Origin of the sequence: Nocardia sp. CA-119907, from assembly GCF_050955995.1 — a bacterium.
In the GTDB taxonomy this organism is placed as follows: Bacteria; Actinomycetota; Actinomycetes; order Mycobacteriales; family Mycobacteriaceae; genus Nocardia.
Map to the genome: position 1 here is coordinate 9,379,870 of NZ_CP192091.1, position 18,166 is coordinate 9,398,035.

Annotated in this window: 14 protein-coding genes; 5 read left to right on the forward strand and 9 right to left on the reverse strand. The window is 67.9% G+C overall.

Annotated features, from left to right (window positions below; all coding sequences use genetic code 11):
* Positions 1-32: 32 nt before the first annotated feature.
* A complete protein-coding gene (locus ACQP2D_RS42100) occupies positions 33-1,646 on the reverse strand; it encodes a polysaccharide biosynthesis protein (RefSeq protein WP_433681448.1) in 1,614 nt (537 codons plus the stop codon).
* Positions 1,647-2,294: 648 nt separating this feature from the next.
* Here ACQP2D_RS42100 and ACQP2D_RS42105 point away from each other — a divergent pair.
* Positions 2,295-4,601 (forward strand): hypothetical protein, encoded by a 2,307-nt coding sequence (locus ACQP2D_RS42105; RefSeq protein ID WP_433681449.1) that lies wholly within the window; start codon positions 2,295-2,297, stop codon positions 4,599-4,601.
* Between the two features lie 343 nt (positions 4,602-4,944).
* Here ACQP2D_RS42105 and ACQP2D_RS42110 read toward each other — a convergent pair whose 3' ends face one another.
* Positions 4,945-6,111 carry a glycosyltransferase family 4 protein gene (locus ACQP2D_RS42110; protein WP_433681450.1) on the reverse strand — a complete coding sequence of 389 codons (1,167 nt, stop codon included), beginning with the start codon at positions 6,109-6,111 and terminating at the stop codon, positions 4,945-4,947.
* Positions 6,112-6,321: 210 nt separating this feature from the next.
* Between ACQP2D_RS42110 and ACQP2D_RS42115 the strand changes: the two genes are divergently transcribed.
* Complete coding sequence (locus tag ACQP2D_RS42115; RefSeq protein WP_433685935.1) at positions 6,322-7,104, forward strand: methyltransferase domain-containing protein; 783 nt, start codon at positions 6,322-6,324, stop codon at positions 7,102-7,104.
* 7 nt (positions 7,105-7,111) lie between these two features.
* Here the strand turns inward: ACQP2D_RS42115 and ACQP2D_RS42120 are convergent, their stop codons facing one another.
* A complete protein-coding gene (locus ACQP2D_RS42120; protein WP_354956578.1) occupies positions 7,112-7,411 on the reverse strand; it encodes a hypothetical protein in 300 nt (99 codons plus the stop codon).
* Positions 7,412-7,611: 200 nt separating this feature from the next.
* On the opposite strand from ACQP2D_RS42120, the gene ACQP2D_RS42125 reads away from it, so the two are divergent.
* The gene (locus ACQP2D_RS42125; protein ID WP_433681451.1) at positions 7,612-9,057 is read left to right on the forward strand and encodes an aldehyde dehydrogenase; all 1,446 of its coding nucleotides are present in this window, start codon (positions 7,612-7,614) and stop codon (positions 9,055-9,057) included.
* Here ACQP2D_RS42125 and ACQP2D_RS42130 read toward each other — a convergent pair whose 3' ends face one another.
* The 3 genes from ACQP2D_RS42130 to ACQP2D_RS42140 form a co-directional block, all read right to left on the reverse strand.
* Positions 9,058-9,279, reverse strand: coding sequence for a hypothetical protein (locus tag ACQP2D_RS42130; protein ID WP_433681452.1), 222 nt, complete (start codon positions 9,277-9,279; stop codon positions 9,058-9,060).
* A 313-nt stretch (positions 9,280-9,592) separates the two neighbouring features.
* Positions 9,593-10,543 carry a GlxA family transcriptional regulator gene (locus ACQP2D_RS42135; protein ID WP_433681453.1) on the reverse strand — a complete coding sequence of 317 codons (951 nt, stop codon included), beginning with the start codon at positions 10,541-10,543 and terminating at the stop codon, positions 9,593-9,595.
* A gap of 393 nt (positions 10,544-10,936) precedes the next feature.
* A complete protein-coding gene (locus ACQP2D_RS42140; RefSeq protein ID WP_433681454.1) occupies positions 10,937-11,332 on the reverse strand; it encodes a winged helix-turn-helix transcriptional regulator in 396 nt (131 codons plus the stop codon).
* Positions 11,333-11,395: 63 nt separating this feature from the next.
* Between ACQP2D_RS42140 and ACQP2D_RS42145 the strand changes: the two genes are divergently transcribed.
* Both ACQP2D_RS42145 and ACQP2D_RS42150 read left to right on the forward strand, forming a co-directional pair.
* Positions 11,396-12,235, forward strand: coding sequence for an NAD(P)H-binding protein (locus tag ACQP2D_RS42145; RefSeq protein ID WP_433681455.1), 840 nt, complete (start codon positions 11,396-11,398; stop codon positions 12,233-12,235).
* A 221-nt stretch (positions 12,236-12,456) separates the two neighbouring features.
* The gene (locus ACQP2D_RS42150; RefSeq protein WP_433681456.1) at positions 12,457-13,209 is read left to right on the forward strand and encodes a phosphohydrolase; all 753 of its coding nucleotides are present in this window, start codon (positions 12,457-12,459) and stop codon (positions 13,207-13,209) included.
* Positions 13,210-13,280: 71 nt separating this feature from the next.
* Here ACQP2D_RS42150 and ACQP2D_RS42155 read toward each other — a convergent pair whose 3' ends face one another.
* The 3 genes from ACQP2D_RS42155 to ACQP2D_RS42165 form a co-directional block, all read right to left on the reverse strand.
* Positions 13,281-15,113 (reverse strand): phosphoenolpyruvate carboxykinase (GTP), encoded by a 1,833-nt coding sequence (locus tag ACQP2D_RS42155; RefSeq protein WP_433681457.1) that lies wholly within the window; start codon positions 15,111-15,113, stop codon positions 13,281-13,283.
* 274 nt (positions 15,114-15,387) lie between these two features.
* On the reverse strand, positions 15,388-16,953 hold the full coding sequence (locus ACQP2D_RS42160) for a hypothetical protein (RefSeq protein ID WP_433681458.1): 1,566 nt from the start codon (positions 16,951-16,953) through the stop codon (positions 15,388-15,390).
* Positions 16,940-18,073: a hypothetical protein gene (locus tag ACQP2D_RS42165; RefSeq protein WP_433681459.1), complete on the reverse strand. Its 1,134-nt coding sequence runs from the start codon at positions 18,071-18,073 to the stop codon at positions 16,940-16,942. The genes ACQP2D_RS42160 and ACQP2D_RS42165 overlap by 14 nt, the downstream gene beginning before the upstream one ends.
* Positions 18,074-18,166: the final 93 nt, after the last annotated feature.

The window sequence follows — 18,166 nt, forward strand, 5'->3', positions numbered from 1 at the left end:
CCGAGCAATTGATCGCAAGCGAACCCGAGCGGTCAGGTGGGTGATGGGGAGCGGTCGGCGGTGCGCAGGACGATGAGTGCGACCAGGACGGTAGTGGCGGCCGCGACGCAGACGGCGGTGGTGATCAGGGTGGGTACCGAGCGGGCGAAGGAGATCATCAGGACCAGCTCGACCGCGAGGCCGAGCCACGTCAGTGCGGCGAGGGCGGTGCGGTCTACCGCGATCGCCGAGAGCAGTGCGCCCTGGAGCACCGCGAGGATGGCGCCCTGCAGTGCGAACAGCCACAGCAGGCCCTGGATCGGCGCATAGTCCTGTCCCGCGAACAGCGGCGCCACCGGTGCCGCCACCGCCGCACCCACTACCGCGACGATCCCGATGCCGGACAGCACGGCGAGCGCATCCCGGATCGCCCGCGCCGAATGCGTCGGCTGCGCCATCCGCGGATACAACACCACCCCCACCGCCTGCGGCAGCCAGAACGCGATCTTCGCGGCAATCGCCCCCAGCGCATACCGACTCGCATCCGCCTCCCCCAAAACAACCCGCGCAACAATCAAATCGGCCGACGACAACGCCATCAACGCCGCCTGCACCTGCGCCGCCCGCAACACCGGAACCACCCCAACTGCGTGGGCGCCCCGATCCGCGGCAGCAGATGCACCCCAGGCCCACAACCGCACCACCCACCGAGTGGCGCCACGCATTCCTTCGGACCGGATCGCACGCGTCGATCTATCGGGGCCAACTCCCTGCGTCGATCGGCCGGCGCCAGCCCCGCGCATCACCTCGCCGGAACCGACCCCACGCTTCAGCTCGTCAGAGCCAACCCCATGCGCCGCCTCGCCAGAACCAACCCCACGCGCCACCTCGCCAGAACCAACCCCACGCGCCACCTCGCCAGAACCAACCCCACGCGCCACCTCCCCGGAATCAACCCCACGCTTCAGCTTGTCAAAGCCAACCCCATGCGTCGGCTCGTCGCCGGAACCGATCCCATATTCCGGTGGTTCGGAGCCATCGTGGGGAGGCGGTGCCGTTCCCGTATCGACTGTGGGGCGAGGGCGGGGTGGGGGTGTGGATGCGGTGTAGCGGGCGAGGGCGGCGGCGGCGATGATTCCGAGTGCTGCGGCCCAGAGGGCGGGTGCGGCGGAGCCGCCGAACGCGAGGACCACGAGGGCCGGAGTTACGCGGGCGATACCGGCCGTGCCGAGGACTATTGCCAATGCGCGAAAGCGTCTGCCGCCCTGCAGGATGCCCTGTCCGCCGGAGAGCAGCACAAGGGCGGGGGCCGCGCCGAGTGCGGCGGCGCAGGCGACCACGCCGACATTCAGCACCGCGGTCACCAGCGGGACCAGCGCCGCGGCGACCACCGCGACGATCACCGCACACCGCCACTGCAACCGACGCAGTGCCGAAACGCTCGCGCCGCGCACCAATTCCCGGGCGACCACATTCTGCAATGCCAGCGCCGGCACCGCGCACAGCAACTGCACCGCGAGCAGACTCGCGAACTCGCTGTATCCGCTGACCCCCAACCACCGGCTGGCCAGCATCTGCAGCAGATACCCCGCCACATTCGCCGTCATCGCCCCAGCCGTCACCAACGTCAGATCCGCCACAACAGGTAGACGACGGACGGCAGGCACGTCGCAATCGTCCCACCCACACCCCCGAGCCCCGCACACACCCATCCCGACAACTCCCAGGCCACACACCCCAGCCGACAGATCCACCCCGCGCACACCCCCCACCTCAGGCTCTCGCGTGCGAGATCCAGGCACGGAGACGCATCCGAACACGGTAATCGGAACAGCGGCGCATCCCGCAAGTCCCAGGCCACACACCCCGCCAACAGACCCACCCGCACACACCGCCACCTCAGGCTCTCGGGTACGAGATCCAGGACAGAGACGCATCCGAACACCGCAATCGGAACAGCGGCGCATCCCGCAAGTCCCAGGCCACACACCCCGCCAACAGACCCACCCGCACACACCGCCACCTCAGGCTCTCGGGTACGAGATCCAGGCACAGAGACGCATCCGAACACCGCAATCGGAACAGCGGCGCATCCCGCAAGTCCCAGGCCACACACCCCGCCAACAGACCCACCCGCACTCACACCCCCCACCGACAGGCTCTCGCGTGCGAGATCCAGGCACGGAGACGCATCCGAATACCGCGATCGGCGCAGCGGCGGCCGGCGCGCTGGTACGCACTTTCCGTAGGCCCGGAGCCGGGGTGGGTATGGCCCGGGGGCGGGTGGGTTCGGGTATGGAACGTAGGGTGCACGCGTGAGTGACTGGCCGGCTCGGTGCGCACGGTGGGTGCGGTTCGCGCCGGCCGGGTACAGCGGGGTGTTGTCGCTGCTCATTGCCGGTCCACTGCTCGGGCCGGGCTATCTATTGCTGCGCGATGCGGTGAGTACGCCGCGCTCCTATCCGACGGATTCGGCGCTGGGGCTCGGTGCCGCGGCCCCGCGCGCGGTGCCGCAGGACGCGCTGCTCGCCGCGCTGTCACCGATCGTCGACGGCGGACTGATCGTCAAAGCGATCCTGGTCGTCGCGCTGTGGGCGGCGGGATATGGCGCGGCGGTGCTGGCCCGCGAATTGCTCCGGGTATCGACCGGACCGCAACTGGTCGCGGTCACCGTCGCCCTGTGGAATCCATATGTGGCCGAACGTCTGCTGCAAGGCCACTGGAGTCTGCTGACGGGCTACGCCGCACTGCCGTGGACCGTGCTGGCCGCCTACCGAATTCGCCAACGCAGCGCGCCGAATATCGCGCCCGGCAATGAGGCGCTCAACCAGCCTGACGCGGACAAACCCAACGCGCCCGATGCCACACCCAGCAACACGGCACTCAACCAACCCGACGCGCCCGACGCCACACCCAGCAACACGGCACTCAACCAACCCGACGCAGACAAACCGATCGCGCCGACCGACACAAACCGCGCCGACCCAATCGGCGGTGCGGCACCTCGGAATCGCACTCCCGCACCAGCTGCGGTCGGTCGCCGCGCGCGATTCCACCATGCGAACAGGAAGGACACGACGAGGAGTACGGCCGCCGCGTGGGCCGCACTGGCCGCATGCTTCGCCGCCGCAGGACTCACTCCGACCGGCGCATTGCTCGCGGGCTGCACCGCTGTCGTGCTGATCGGACGTCGAAACCTCCTCGGCGCACTCGCCCTCCTGCTGGCCGCATCCGCGCCGTGGCTGACCGCGACAGCGCTGTCCGGCGCCGGCTCCGAACCCTCCGACCCGGCCGGAATCGCCGCCTTCGCCGCTCGCGCCGAACCCGCCCTCGGCACCCTCGGCAGCCTGGCCGGACTCGGTGGCATCTGGAACGCCGACTCGGTCCCGATTTCCCGCACCACCCCACTGGCCCTGATCGGCACCGCCCTACTCCTGATCCTCGTGGCAACCGGCATCCGCGCCGCCTGGACCAAGAAGACGTCCACGACCGGCACCATCCCGCCCCACTCTGCAGCCGCCACTGCCCCGAATACCGAATCAGCCACCGCCACAACTCATTCGACACCCGCCGAACCCGAGCCGAACACCGCAACGAGCGACAACACCCGAACCCGGTCCACATCTCCCACCGATATCGAACCCGGCAGCACAGCCCCGACCGGCCGCGCCGCCCATGTCGGATCCGAATCAGCCACAGCCCATTCGACGAAACTCGGGGGCGAGACCACCGCGACCGATCGCGCGAATATCCGAATTCGCCGCGCCTTGCTGATACTCGCGGCCGTCGCCGTCGTACTACCCACCTTGGGCGCGACATCGTGGGGCATGAGCGCCATGGAATGGCTCGTTACCACCGTGCCCGGCACCGGGCTGCTGCGTGACACACAGAAGTACGTGGCACTGGCAATGCCCGCCTACGCGCTGTGCGCCGCGGCCGGGTGCCGAACCGTTGCCATGTGGTTCACCCCAGACGCGTCGACCGAACCGCCCGCCCAGAACTCACGAACAAGCGCAATGTCGCTGACCGCAGCGCTGTTCATCGCACTGCTCGTACTGCCGCTGTTCGATCTTGCCTGGGGCGTGGGCAATCAACTGCGCCCGGTGCACTATCCAGTGAGCTGGCAGCGAGTCGCCGACCGGATCGATGGCCCGGGCGATATCGCGGTGCTGCCCGGGGGCATGTTCCGGAAATTTCCGTACAGCGGCAGAGCGCCGGTATTGGATCCGGCACCGCGAATGCTGCCTCGTGACGTGCTGCAGACCGGCGAACTCCCGGTGCACGGTCGAACGGTCGCCGGTGAAGGAGCCAAAGCCCGGGAAGTGGAATCCATACTGCTGCACGGGGGTTCGGCACAGCAGCTGGCGGACCTCGGTGTCGGCTGGGTCCTGGTCGAGCGCACCACTCCCGGACCACTCGACGAGTCGAAAGCAACACTCACCCAATTGACGACGGTCTACACCGACTCCGGACTCGCACTGTATCGAGTCCCCGGCACCACCGACCGGCCTGCCGAATCGCACACCACCCAGCGGGTAATCGCCTATGCCGCCCACCTCATCTGGGCCGCACTGCTCGTCGGCGGACTGCTGCTGGCCGCCCTACTGCGGCCACCCTCCTGAAAACCGCTGGCACGCATCAATCCCGGATTGCGACACTCTGTATCCGCCAATGGCACAGCGGAATTCCACCGCCTAGCGGAACACGCCGCCACTGTCCACCGAACGGGAGCAGCGGGCGATCACACGCGCACGAGAGCACCGTCACCATCGCCGAGATCGCGTGCCGAGGGCCGATTCGCCGATATTCCCGACGGCTGGCCGCTGGCACGCTCATCGAACTCGCGGGCCGATCCGAATTCCTCATCCGCGACGGCCCGGCCCTGGCACGCACATCGAACTCGCAATCCGATCCGAATTCGTCGTCCGCGACGGTCCGACCGCCGCGATCATGGACCGCGGCTGCTCAGGGTCCCGGCGGTGTGAGGCCCGAGGTGTACTCGCCTCGGGCCGCGGCCGCGAGCACCTCGTACACACCGTTGCCCGTTTGCTCCCAGGAGAATTCACGCGCGCGGGCCCGCGCCTTCTCGCCCATCTCGGCACGCGCCTCGGTGTCGTCGAGCAGTTCCCCGACGGCGTCGCCGAGCTGGCCGACATCGTCGACGAGCACCCCGGTCACACCGTCGACAATGGAATCGGTGAGTCCGCGCGAACTGCGGTAGCCGATGGTCGGCACGCCGTGCTGGGCCGCCTCGATCACCGCGAGACCCCAGCCCTCTTTGCGCGAGGGCAGCACATGCACCCAGGCGCGGGCCAGCAGTTCGTGTTTACGCCGCTCATCGACGTGGCCGTGGAAGGTGACCGCATCGGCGATGCCGAGGTCGCGGGCATCGGCCTTCAGATTGTCCGCCCACCAGCCGTCACCGATCACATCCAGCCGCAGGCCGGGGATCCGCTCCCGGAGTCGGGCCACCACGTTCAGCGCGTCTTCGATCTGCTTGTGCGGCACCAGCCGGGACAGCACCACAATGCGCGGATCATCCGTGCGGGTCTCCGCGCAGCCGGTCGGCGCGTCGGTAGGAACCGGTTCCGCGCCATTGCGGACCACCGCGATCCGCGACCCGTCCACGCCGAGCGTGGTCAGTTCTTCGGCCGAGGGCAGCGAAACGGTCAGGTATTGGTTGTGCCGATGCACGCGGGGCGAGAGCCGCGATTCGATCCACCAGCCGATGCGCCCGACGAAACGTCCGGCGACCGGCCACTGCTCCCGATGTCCGTGATGCACGAGCACCACCGATGGGGCGTCGGCCGCGACGCCAGCGAAGAAGGGGATCCCGTTCTGGGTGTCGATCACCGCATCCGGGCGCAGCCCGCGCAGCGGCCCGATACCGAGTCGGCCCAGGGCGATCGCGATCAGCGCGCGCGGATAGACCGAGAATCGCCCGCCCGCCCGGCTGATCTCGATGCCGTCGATCCGCTCCCGTTTCGGCGCACCCGGATAGCGGGCGGTGCGCAGGGTGACCTTGACCCCGCGCGCGGCGAGCTGGGCCCCGACCTGCTCCAGGTATCGTTCGCTGCCGCCGCCTTGCGGGTGCCCGGAGTCACGCCAGCACAGCAGGAGGACTTCGCGCACGGTGGAGCTTCTCTCGGTCGACAGGTCCCGGCCGGGACGACGGATATCGCCGTACACCCTAACCCGTGCACCCGTCCAGCCAGCTCGCACCGCATCGACCCGCCGCACGATGCGGAATTCCCACCCGGGGCAGGCGGGACAGCAGCGGCTCATCGGCTCTGTGCGAGACTCTGCGCCGTGCCGAGAGCTGAAAGCGAGCCAGCCGAGGCCGTGGCGGCGCACGCCCCACGGCGCACCAGGCCGTCCCTGTCCCGGTTCGCGCGGCGGGCGACATTGCGCCGGTCGCTGCGACTGCTCGGCAGTTTCCGGTTCGAGCAGACCGATCCGGCAGTGTTCTACGGTGACATTGCCGCCGACAGCGCCGCGATGATCGGCGATTTCTATGCCGATATCACCGGCAGGAGGCTCGACGGCGCGACGATCCTCGATGTGGGTGGCGGCCCCGGCTACTTCGCGGATGAATTCGTCAAGACCGGTGCGCGCTACATCCCGGTCGAACCCGATCCGTCGGAGATGCATGCCGCCGGACTGTCGGTGCCCGGCGCGGTGCGCGGCTCGGGCATGGCTCTGCCGTTTCGCGACAACGCCGTGGATATCTGCTTCTCCTCGAATGTCGCCGAACATGTGCCGCAGCCATGGGTCATGGCCGATGAGATGGTGCGCGTGACCCGCCCCGGCGGTTTGATCGTGTTGTCGTACACCGTGTGGCACGGCCCGTTCGGCGGTCACGAAACCGGTCCGTGGCACTACCTCGGCGGCGAGTTCGCCGCGCGCCGGTACCGCCGCAAGAACGGCCGGGAACCGAAGAACCGCTTCGGAAAGTCGCTGTTCGCGGTCGGCGCCGCCGATGGGTTGCGTTGGGCGGCAACCACTTCCGCCGATGTGCGCACCGTATTCCCGCGCTACCATCCGCGGTGGGCCTGGTGGGTGGTTCACGTACCGATACTGCGAGAGTTACTGGTGAGCAATCTGGTGGTAGTGGCAACCAAGTAGGGTGCGACTACTTTTCCAGCCAGCCCCGTCGCCAGCTCCTACGCCCGCACGCGTTGGCCGTTGCGGCCCAAGGCGATTCCTGAATCGCCAGGCCGACCGTCTCCAGGGTGGTTAGTCCGACTTGATCGGCTAGCAGACCGACAACCGCCACTGCCTCGGCGGCTTGCATCGCCGCGGTTGCCTGCTCGATGGTCAGCGTACGGCCCGGCAGGAAGGAGACCACCCACCCGCCCGCGCCGACGCTTTTAGCCTGATGCTCGGTCTGGTCACTGGTCATCAGCGACCGGCCGATTACTTGCACCGCCATGACTCGGACTCCCCAATTGCGTAACGAATCGAGCGAGCTGAACTGTTGCTACAGCATGACCCTTGCAGCAACAGAACGCAATAGTGCGTTCTCTGGAAAGCGAACCGACAGGTTGGAATTCGCCCTGTTCAGAAAGCTGTCCGAACAGAAAACTGAAACAGGTTACAGACAATCGGGCCGCAAAACTGTAACGTGTTCTCATGCATTACGACAGCTTGTTCATCGGCGGCCGCTGGACCGCGCCAGCCTCCACCGAGCGCCTCCAGGTCATCTCACCCGCAACGGTCGAGACGGTGGGCAGCGTCCCGGTGGTGGGCCGCGCCGACGTCGACGCGGCCGTCGCCGCCGCCAGGCACGCCTTCGACAACGGTCCGTGGCCGTCCACCCCGCCCGAAGAACGTGCCCAGGTCCTGTCGCGTGCCGCGCGTCTGATCGAGGAGCGTTCGGCCGATCTGCTCGCCACGCTCACCGCGGAGATGGGCGCACCGCAGATGATCGCCATGACGCTCAACCAGATTCCGGCGGTGGCCGCGCTCGACTCGTATGCCGGACTGGCAAAGTCCTTCCCCTGGAACGAAACCCGCACCGGCATGTTCGGCACCTCGCGGGTCTCGCGGGAGCCGCGCGGTGTCGTCGCGGCCATTACCGCCTGGAATGTGCCGCTTTTCCTCGCGGCCAATAAGCTCGCGCCCGCCTTGCTCGCCGGGTGCACGATCGTGCTCAAGCCCGCGCCGCTGACCCCGCTGACCGCCAATAAGATCGCCGATATCTTCACCGACGCGGGCCTGCCCGAGGGTGTGCTGTCGATCCTGCCCGCCGAGGCCGACGCCGCCGAATACCTCGTCTCCCATCCGGGCGTCGACAAGATCACCTTCACCGGTAGCACCGAGGTCGGCCGCAAGATCGGCGCGATCGCGACCGGTCAGCTCAAGAGCGTGTCACTCGAACTCGGTGGCAAGTCCGCGGCAATCCTGTTGCCCGATATGGATATCGCCGCCAACATTCCGGTGCTCGCCTTCTCCGGCCTGATGAACAGCGGCCAGGGCTGTGTCGCGCAGACCCGCATCCTCGCGCCGCGCAGCCGCTACGACGAAATCCTGGACGCGCTGGTCGAACACGTGAAGACGCTGAAGACCGGCGATCCCACCGACCCGGCGACCACCTTCGGCCCACTGATCTCCGAACGTCAGCGCGATCGCGTCGAGGGCTATATCGCCAAGGGCAAGGAGGAGGGCGCGCGGCTGGTACTCGGCGGCGGACGTCCGGCGGATGTGGATCGCGGCTGGTTCGTCGAGCCGACCATTTTCGCCGATGTCGACAATAAGTCGACGATCGCACAGGAAGAGATCTTCGGCCCGGTCCTGTCGGTCATCCCCTACGAGACCGAGGACGAGGCGGTGGCCATCGCGAACGACTCCGTCTACGGCCTGGCCGGTTCGGTCTGGACCACCGATATCGAGCACGGTGCGGAAATCGCGGCGCGGGTGCGTACCGGCACCTATGCGATCAACTGGTACGCGTTCGATCCCGGCTCCCCCTTCGGCGGATACAAGACCTCCGGCCTCGGCCGGGAGAACGGGCCGGAGGGTCTGGACGCGTTCTGCGAACAGAAGTCCCTGCTGATGCCGCTGGGGTGGACCGGGTAACTACTGATCCGGCATAACCACCCGGAGAACGGGCTGGCGACCGCTACCCGGTGCACTGTGGACGCCCCGCGCACCGGGCGCGTCGACTATTTCGACGCGCCAGCCGGGCGGCAGTACCGCCTGCAACCGGCCGGCGGCGCGCCGCAGCGGCGTACTCGCCGTCGCCAGCTCGATTTCGGCTACCTGGGGCATCGCGAATGGGCCGGTATCCAGATCGGTCATTGCTCCAACCACCTCTCGCGCGTCGATCTCATCGTTGGCCGCGACGATGCGGGTTTACGAGTCGAAAAGGGAAGTAGTTCAGTCGATATCAGGTCACGCAGTTAACGTTAAGCAATCGCACTGGTCGGTTATGAGACGGAGTACTCGCAAAGCATAGGCCACTACCGGGCACACATCGCATCCCCGGCACCGACCCCGAAATGTTGTTCGGGCAAATCAACGGTAGCGCACCCCGCCGCCCCAGGTCCGGCGATCTGGAACACTGCCGGCTCGCAGCCCGGCGATTGCGCTCTCACCCTCGATATCGACCCGACTAGCGACGCAGGGACCGGCGATATCCGGCGGGCGTCGTACCGGTGGCCGCGCGCAGATGCACCCGCAGCGCCGTGACGCTGCCGAACCCGGACTGCGCCGCAACGACTTCGACAGGCAATTCGGTGGTCTCCAGCAATTCCCGAGCGCGTACCGTGCGCTGCGCCTCCAGCCAACGCCGCGGCGTGCTGCCGACCTCGGCCTTGAAGCGGCGAATGAAGGTGCGCTCACTCATCAACGCATGCCCGGCGAGCGCCGAAACATCCTGCGCCTGTGCCGGATTCGCCGCCGCCCAGGCCATGGTGGCGGCAAGCGTGCCGGGGAAGTCATTGGCGCCCAAGGCATCCGGGATGTATTGCGCCTGGCCGCCCTCGCGGTGCGGCGGCGTCACATTCCAGCGGGCCAGCTCCGCCGCCGCGCCCGCGCCGAGTTCGCGGCGCACGATGTGCAGGCACAGATCCATCCCCGCGGACAGACCCGCCGAGGTGAGCACGTCACCGTCGTCGACATATAGCGCGCCGGGGTCGAGCTTGACCGCCGGGAACAGCTCGGCGAATTCATCGCAATACGCCCAGTGGGTGGTGGCGGGGCGTCCGTCGAGCAGTCCGGCCCGCGCCACAATGAATGCGCCGGTGCAGATGCTGGCCATTGTCGCGCCCCGTGCCGCGGCGGCCCGCAGCGCATCCAGCACCTCCTCGGGCGGCGGCCAAGTGGGCAGTCCGATCCCCGGCACCACCACGATGTCGGCGCTCTCGAGCGCCTCGAGTCCGTCGTCCACCTCGAGCCCGAAACCATTCGGCGTCCACACCGGCCCCGGCCGCACCCCGCACGTCCGCATCTCGAACCCCACCGGCTCACCGGTCTTGCCCGGACCGTGCCGAAACGCCTGCACCGCGCACGCCAGGTCGTAGGTCATTACCCCGTCCAGCGCCAGCGCGACTACCTGCTTCACATCCTCAGTCTGGCATGAATCCGAGTATTGCTGCTATTCCCGCCAGGCGGCCCTCGCCACCATGAACAAGCCACGCCTTGGCGGCCGAGGCGCGCAGCCGGTGGGCAACACGCAGCTCACATCCTGTGCGCTAGCCGCTGCCGCAGGCAGTTCTTATGCCGCGAACCGCGGAGCCCGAGACGCTGCGAACGCACTCGACGATCGGCCTGTTGTCCTGCTACTGAGCGTGGACCGACTCGCGATCGAAGGCGGCGGCTCCCGATTCGCCGAGATCACCGCACCCGGCGAGAAGTACCGCTACGCCACAGATCTCGACCGCGGGTGTGGACGCTCATGGCGATACGGCTCGGCAACCGCGAAAGCGACTGCGGCAGTGTCGAATTCGCGAAACTATCACTTTTGCCGGTCGTGGCGGCGCTGGGCGGCCATGACCTCGACCGTGTTCTGCCGGATCCAACCCAGAAACTGCTGCAGCGACTCGGCGAGACCCTGACCGAGTGCGGTCAGTTCGTAGCTGACGCGAGGCGGGGTGGTCGGCTCGACGGTGCGTGCGATCAGTCCGTCCCGCACCAGCGTGCGCAGCGTTTGCGACAGCATCTTCTCGCTGATCCCGCCGATCATGGCGTTCAACTCCGAAAACCGCAGTGGCCCATTGCCGAGGCCGGTCAGGATGAGCATTCCCCAGCGGCTCGTGATGTGGTCGAGCACCTCGCGGGCCGGGCAATCGCTGTTAAATGCGTCACTTATGTCAGGCCAGGCATCGGGGCGAACCTGCGAACGTACCGTCATATCCGGAGCTTACCTTAAGGTATGTCCTTTCTAGAGGTAAGCTCATCGGCCTACGCTGCCGCCATGATCACAGTCATTTTCGGAGCCAGGGGCAATGTCGGCCGCCACGTCGCGGCGGGGCTGATTTCGCGGGGCGAGCAGGTCCGTCTGACGAGCAGGGAACCCGCCGCCGCGGACTTCCCGCCGGACGCGGAGGTCGTCGCGGCCGATCTCGAACACCCGGAGACGTTGCCCGCCGCACTCGAAGGCGCCGAGCGGGTATTCCTCTACGCCAAACCCGACGGCATCGACGGTTTCGTCGCGGCGGCCGAATCCGCCGGAGTGCGGCATGTCGTATTCCTGTCGTCCGGGGCCATCCTGCTGGCCGATGCCGCGGACAACCCGATTGCCCGGATGCACGCCGTCATCGAGTCCGCCATCGAAAAGTCCGGTCTGGACTGGACATTCATCCGGCCGGGCATGTTCGCCACCAACGCACTGTGGTGGTGGCAGCGGTCGATTCGCGACGAAGGCATCGTCCGGATGCCGTATGCCGACGCCCGCACGGCACCCATTCACGAGAAGGATCTGGCCGCACTCGCGGTGACCGCACTGACCGAACCGGGGCACGAAGGCCACGCCTACCCGGTATGGGGACCGGAGGCTCTGACCCTGCGCGAACAGGTCCAGCACATCGGGACGGCCATCGGCCGCGAGATCACCCTCGAGGTGATTCCCGTCGAACAGGCGCGTGCCGAACTCGGCAAGACCATGCCATCGATCGGCGTCGATGCCGTCCTGGCCGGATGGGAGGCCGGGCGCACCGCGGCACCGCAGGTCTCGACCATCATCGAGGAGGTCACCGGTCGCCCCGCGCATACCTTCGCGCAGTGGGCACGAGACCACGCGGCCGACTTCCGCTGAACAGTCATCTCGGCCGCCGCGTCCCGGCAGAGCCCGGTGCGACTCGGCAACCTGCCGTTCGGGCTGGCAGCCATCCGGAGAATCGGATGCACCAGGTAAAGTGCGCTTCTGCCCCTCGGATTGGCGGAAATCCGAGCGTTACTGGCATATCTGCCACTCGTCGCCGATCGACCAGGGCGCTTCACTGAACAGCGAGCAGCGTTCGAGAGAAGGAGAACGACGTGGGTGCGCCTGCTGGCATCGATTGGGAATGGGCGACGCGGACCGGAGGGAAGCTCTCCGGCGCGCAGCACCGGCAACTGGCGGTCGAGGTCGCGCGCACGCTGCCGAAACTGGGCGGCGCGCAGCTCAAACGGATGCTCGGAAGACATGGCACCGGGCGTCTGGAGTTCGCGGGACTGCGGGTGCCCGATTCGAAACTCGCCAAGGCGGCGGAAACCGAAGCCCGCGAATCGCTGTCGATCCATATGCTCGAGCATTCGTATCGCACCTATTTCTTCGGCCGGGTGCTCGCCGAACTCGACAGCGCTCGCTACGACGACGAATTGGTCTATGTGGCCTCCCTGCTGCATGACCTACAGCTCGAAAGCCCCACCCCGGGAAGGTGTTTCGCGGTGGCCGGTGGCGAACGGGCAGCGGCGTTCGCGGTGCGCGAGGGCGCGGAACCGGAACGCGCACAGGCGATCGGGGCCGCGATCGCCGCGCACATCACCCCCGGCGTCGCCGATGATCTGAGCGATCCCGGCGGATTCGTATCGGCGGGTGCATCGGTGGATGTGATGGGGGCGCGCTATCCGGAACTGGACCCGGACTGGGTCGCGCAACTGTTACAGCGGCATCCACGCCACGATGTCAAGCGGCATCTGGTCGCCGCGTTCAAAGCCGAGGCCGAGGCGATGCCGAAGGGCCGTGCCGCCCTGCTGAACAGTGTCGGATTTCTGCAACTCGTCCGGATGGCTCCGTACTCCGAATAACCTGCTGGATAAACGAATTCGCCCGCACCATTTCAGAAAATGGTGCGGGCGAATAAGTTTCAGGGGCGCTATCAGCCCAGGCGCTCCTTCAGCGCCTCGAACTCGTCGCGCACTCCGGAGGGCAGCTTATCGCCGACGAACTCGAACCACTCCTCGATGAGCGGGATCTCCTTGCGCCATTCGTCGGCGTCGACGGCCAGCGCCTCGTCGACATCGGCGGGGTCGACCTTCAGACCCTCGAGGTCGAGCTGCGCGGCGGTGGGCACATTGCCGATGGCGGTCGGCTCGGCCTGCGCCGAACCCTCGATCCGGCCGATGATCCACTCCAGCACGCGGGAGTTCTCGCCGAATCCGGGCCACAGGAAGCGGCCGTCGCCACCGCGACGGAACCAGTTGACGTAGAAGATCTTCGGCAGCTTGTTCGCATCCGCGTTCTTGCCGACATTGATCCAGTGGTTCAGGTAGTCACCGACGTGGTAGCCCATGAACGGCAGCATGGCCATCGGGTCGCGACGCACGGTGCCGACCTTGCCCTCGGCCGCGGCGGTCTGCTCGGACGACAGGGTGGCGCCCATAAAAACGCCGTGCTGCCAGTCGAAGGACTCGGTCACCAGCGGAACCGTGGTCTTGCGGCGGCCGCCGAACAGGATCGCCGAAATCGGCACGCCCTGCGGGTCGTCCCATTCGGGGGCCAGGATCGGGCACTGCGACATCGGCGTGCAGTAGCGCGAGTTCGGGTGCGCGGCAAGCGTCTCGGTCTCCCGCAGGAACCAGTCGTTGCCCTTCCAGTCGATCAGGTGGTCGTGCTCGCCCTCCAGGCCCTCCCACCAGATATCGCCGTCATCGGTGAGCGCGACATTGGTGTAGACGGTGTTGCCCGCCTCGACGGTCGCGATGGCGTTCGGATTGGAGCTGCGGTTGGTACCGGGCGCGACGCCGAAGAACCCGAACTCCGGGTTCACCGCGTACAGGCGGCCGTCCTTGCCGAAACGCATCCAGGCGATGTCATCGCCGAGGGTCTCCGCGCGCCAGCCGGGAACCGTCGGCTGGATCATCGCGAGGTTGGTCTTACCGCAGGCGCTCGGGAAGGCCGCGGCGATGTAGTACGCCTTGTTCTCCGGGGAGATCAGCTTGAGGATCAGCATGTGCTCGGCCAGCCAGCCCTCGTCATGGGCCATGGCCGAGGCGATGCGCAGCGAGTAGCACTTCTTGCCGAGCAGGGCGTTGCCGCCGTAGCCGGAGCCGTAGCTCCAGATCTCGCGGTCCTCGGGGAAGTGGGTGATGTACTTGGTGTCGTTGCACGGCCACGGCACATCGGCCTGGCCGTCGGCCAGCGGCGCGCCGACGGAGTGCAGCGCCTTCACGAACGGCTTGTCGGTGCCGAGCTTCTCCAGCGCGGCGGTGCCCATCCGGGTCATCACGCGCATCGACACCACGACGTATTCGGAGTCGGTGATCTCCACACCCAGTTTGGGGTCCTCGGCACCGAGCGGGCCCATGCAGAACGGCACCACGTACATGGTGCGGCCCTTCATCGAGCCGCGGTACAGCTCGGTCATGGTGGCGCGCATCTCGGCGGGGTCGACCCAGTTGTTGGTGGGGCCCGCGTCGGCCTCGGTCTTGGAACAGATGTAGGTGCGGGATTCGACACGCGCCACATCGGAGGGATCGGAGAGGGCGAGGTAGGAGTTCGGCTTCTTCTCCTCGTTGAGCTTCTTGAAGGTGCCCGCCGCGACGAGCTGGGTGGTCAGCCGATCCCACTCCGCGTCGGAACCGTCCGCCCAGACCACTCGCTCTGGCTGAGTGAGTTCTGCGACTTCCTGTACCCAGGCGAGTAGTTCGCTGTGCTCGGTCGGCTGCTTGCCGTCGGAATCGCGAAGACCAGGAATGGTCGCTGAGGTCATGAAAACTCTCCTGAGATGGGCGGTTCACGGTGTCACCGCCTGGGCTGACCATTTCGAGCGACCTGCGAGCAGTCGCTACGGTAAGGCCCATGACCAGCGCGAACACACCGAGCGCCACCGTTGGCGGGAAGGCACCCGCTACGACCAGTCGAAAGCGCGCCATGGCTGGACCGCGTACAAGGACGGAGCGGACGCCCAGGTTCCTGCTTTAGAGGTTAACGCGATGTGACGACCAGTACGGAATCGGGTTCCCCCAGGAGTACCCACTAATTACCTAATCAAAAGATGTTCGATACCGATCGAGGATGGTGATGTCGCGTTCGCAGGCCGCAAGCTGTCCGGGTTGCTCCGCCGCGGCCCGGCGCAGTTTGGCCTCCAATTCGGCCACCTGACGGTCGATTTCGACGATTCGCTCGGTGCTCGCGCGCATTACCCGATCAGATAGCGCGGTCTCCGACTCCACCAGCGCGGTGGCCACGCGCTGCTCCAACTGGGCCTTCACGTTCACCAATGCGTCGGAGACCCATTGACGCAGATGGGCGCGGTCGGCCACCTGACCGCGGGCACGCACCACCCAGGCCGCCGCACCGGCTCCGAGCAGCAGCGTCACCGGAACGGTCGCGAAATCCAGCGCCTGCACCAGCGAGAACGGGGCGACCAGTAAGCGTCCGATGCCGACTCCGGCGGACGCGCCGAGCGCGATCATGAGGTGATCTTCGACACCCCGGTGCCTCGGCTCCGGATCCGGGCCGACGCGGGGTGCCGGATCGCGCCAGCGCGGTGGTATGCCGCGGTCTTGTTCCGGTGCCGCGCCGAGCCGGGAGGAGAGTTCCGAGAGCCGCTGGTCGATGGTGCCGTCCAGGGCGGTGGTCAGCTCGTTGACCGCCTGCTGCAGCCGTTCCGGATAGCCACCGAATTCGGCGCGGCGCAGCCGATCGAGTTCGCCGCGGGCGGCGGTGTGCAGTGCCCGCACCCTGGCCCCGACATCGGTCATCAGATCGACCCGAGCCAGGTGGAGCTGGCTGCGCAAGGTGGACATGGCCGTGGCCCGGCCGCCGTCGCGCCCGGCGAGCAGGACCGCGCGCTCCTCGCGCCACTGGATCGGCGCCGCACCCGCGCGCAGCACCGCGACCTGTTCGGCGACCCGCCTGCGGGTATCGGCCAGCACCCGCGCGGTGACGGCGGTGACGCGGTCATCGGATTCGGCGCCCGCCGTCGCGGCGACGAGTTCGGCGTGCAGTGCGCCGAGTCCGGAGCGGTCGAGCAGACTCGCGTCCCCCGCCGCGCGGCCCGCCACCGCGAGCCGTGCCGAAACCGGCACGACCTCCAGATCGTCGATGCCCTGCCCGGCGAGCAGCTCGAGATTGTGCGCGTGCACCGCCCGCCAGTCCTGATAGGCGTGAATGCCGTTCATGGCGAGCAGGATCCAGGTGCCGTCGGTCCGCAGGCGATCCACCAGGTGCAGCGTGTCCGCGCCGAGGGCGCTACCGGCGTCCAACAGGATGAGCGCGACCGCCGATGGCGCGGTGCCCGACGGCGAGGTGGTTTCCACCGCGGCACTGGCATCGGGCACCGGATCCGACAGTGCGATCCGCGGCTCGAAGCGCGCCAACTCCGTGCGCAACAAGCTGGTATTCGCGTCATCGGGCCCGATCAAGGTGACCGCTGACGCCACCCCCGTCCCCCGCACCGCCCGCAACAGCGCCGTCCCCTGCGGATTCCACCGCGCGACGACCGCCTCGACCTCCGGTGTCAGCGTCGGCTTCTCCGCATCGGGCGGCGTCACTGCCGCGGGCGCACCGACCGGCGCACCCGCGTCCGGTTGTTCAGAGTCCGGCACTGCTCATCCGTTCCCATAGGCGGATGTAGCCGTTGTGGACGCGCAGGGCGGCGCGGCGGGCGCCGGGCGACATATCGCTGGAGACCACGGCACGCCAGCGGGCGGCTCGGGCCAGGGCATCGTCGGCATCGGCCGGTGCCGGCGTGCGATATCCGGCGGCGAGATGGGCGACCTCGGGATAGGCCAGGCCCGCGCAGAGACCGAGCCAGCGGGCGTCATCGCCGAAGAGGTAGTCCTCCAGCACGTCCCGGGTGTTCGCGCCGTCGACCGGGACGGCGCGTGCGGCCAGCCGGGTCAGTTCGTCGAGCAATTCGCCGCCGCGCAGCGCGGAGACCTGGTCGTAGCGGCGGTGCAGCAGGCGGTGCAGCGGATCGATACCGCTGGCCGCGTGCATGATCTGCAGCAGCGCGTGCGGGCCGAGATCGGGGTCCTGGCGCAGCGCGGCCAGCGCACAGGTGATGCCATAGAGGTCCCATCGCTGTAGCAGTTCCTCGCGTTCGGCGACATCGGGACCGGCCGAGGCCGCGACGAACAGATCGGGCGAGAGCGTCAGCGCGGGATCCGCGGTCTCGGCGAGGCGGCGCAGCGTGACCATCTCGGCCTCGCTCAGCGCACCGGCCCTGGTGCGCACGGCCAGGGAGGCGACCACCGGCAGTGTGACGGTCCCGAGGCCGCCGCTGTACTGCTCGGCGGCGGCCACCGCATCGCCCCACCGGGATCCGATCGCATCGGCCTTGTTCAATACCGCGACCGTGCGCTCGGGCGGCAGTTCCGCGAGTATCCGCCGGTCCGCGGGCTGCGGCGCGCCGGAGAGGACGTAGACGATGATGTCGGCGTCGAGATCGGGATCGGCTACCCCCGGCTCGTCCACCGGCGCGGTCTCCACCGCCGACATCAGCGCCAGCGCGTGCAGCACGGTGGTTCGACCGGCGTGCGCGCGGCCGGTCACCTGAATGCGCGGCGGCCGCCGCCATCGTGCGATGGCGGCCCCCACCTGGCCCACGATCCGTGGATCCGCCCCCGAGCGCAGCGTGGCGAGCAGTTGGTCGAGTTGGTCGAGTTCCCGCGCGGGTCCCCCCGGTCGGATCCGGGGCCCGTCGGATTCGGTGGCTATCGGCAAAGCTGAGCACCCCCTTTTCGGTGCGCAATTCTTGCAGACTCAGGGCCGCGGTATCGCGCGGACGCAGCGACTGCTCGACCGGGTCGGCACGCC

Coding starts and splice junctions, on each gene's coding strand:
- ACQP2D_RS42120 (WP_354956578.1), bottom strand. CDS start 7,411: ATGGCGGTGCAAGTAATCGGCCGGTCGCTGATGACCAGTGACCAGACC.
- ACQP2D_RS42125 (WP_433681451.1), top strand. CDS start 7,612: ATGCATTACGACAGCTTGTTCATCGGCGGCCGCTGGACCGCGCCAGCC.
- ACQP2D_RS42130 (WP_433681452.1), bottom strand. CDS start 9,279: ATGACCGATCTGGATACCGGCCCATTCGCGATGCCCCAGGTAGCCGAA.
- ACQP2D_RS42140 (WP_433681454.1), bottom strand. CDS start 11,332: ATGACGGTACGTTCGCAGGTTCGCCCCGATGCCTGGCCTGACATAAGT.
- ACQP2D_RS42145 (WP_433681455.1), top strand. CDS start 11,396: ATGATCACAGTCATTTTCGGAGCCAGGGGCAATGTCGGCCGCCACGTC.
- ACQP2D_RS42155 (WP_433681457.1), bottom strand. CDS start 15,113: ATGACCTCAGCGACCATTCCTGGTCTTCGCGATTCCGACGGCAAGCAG.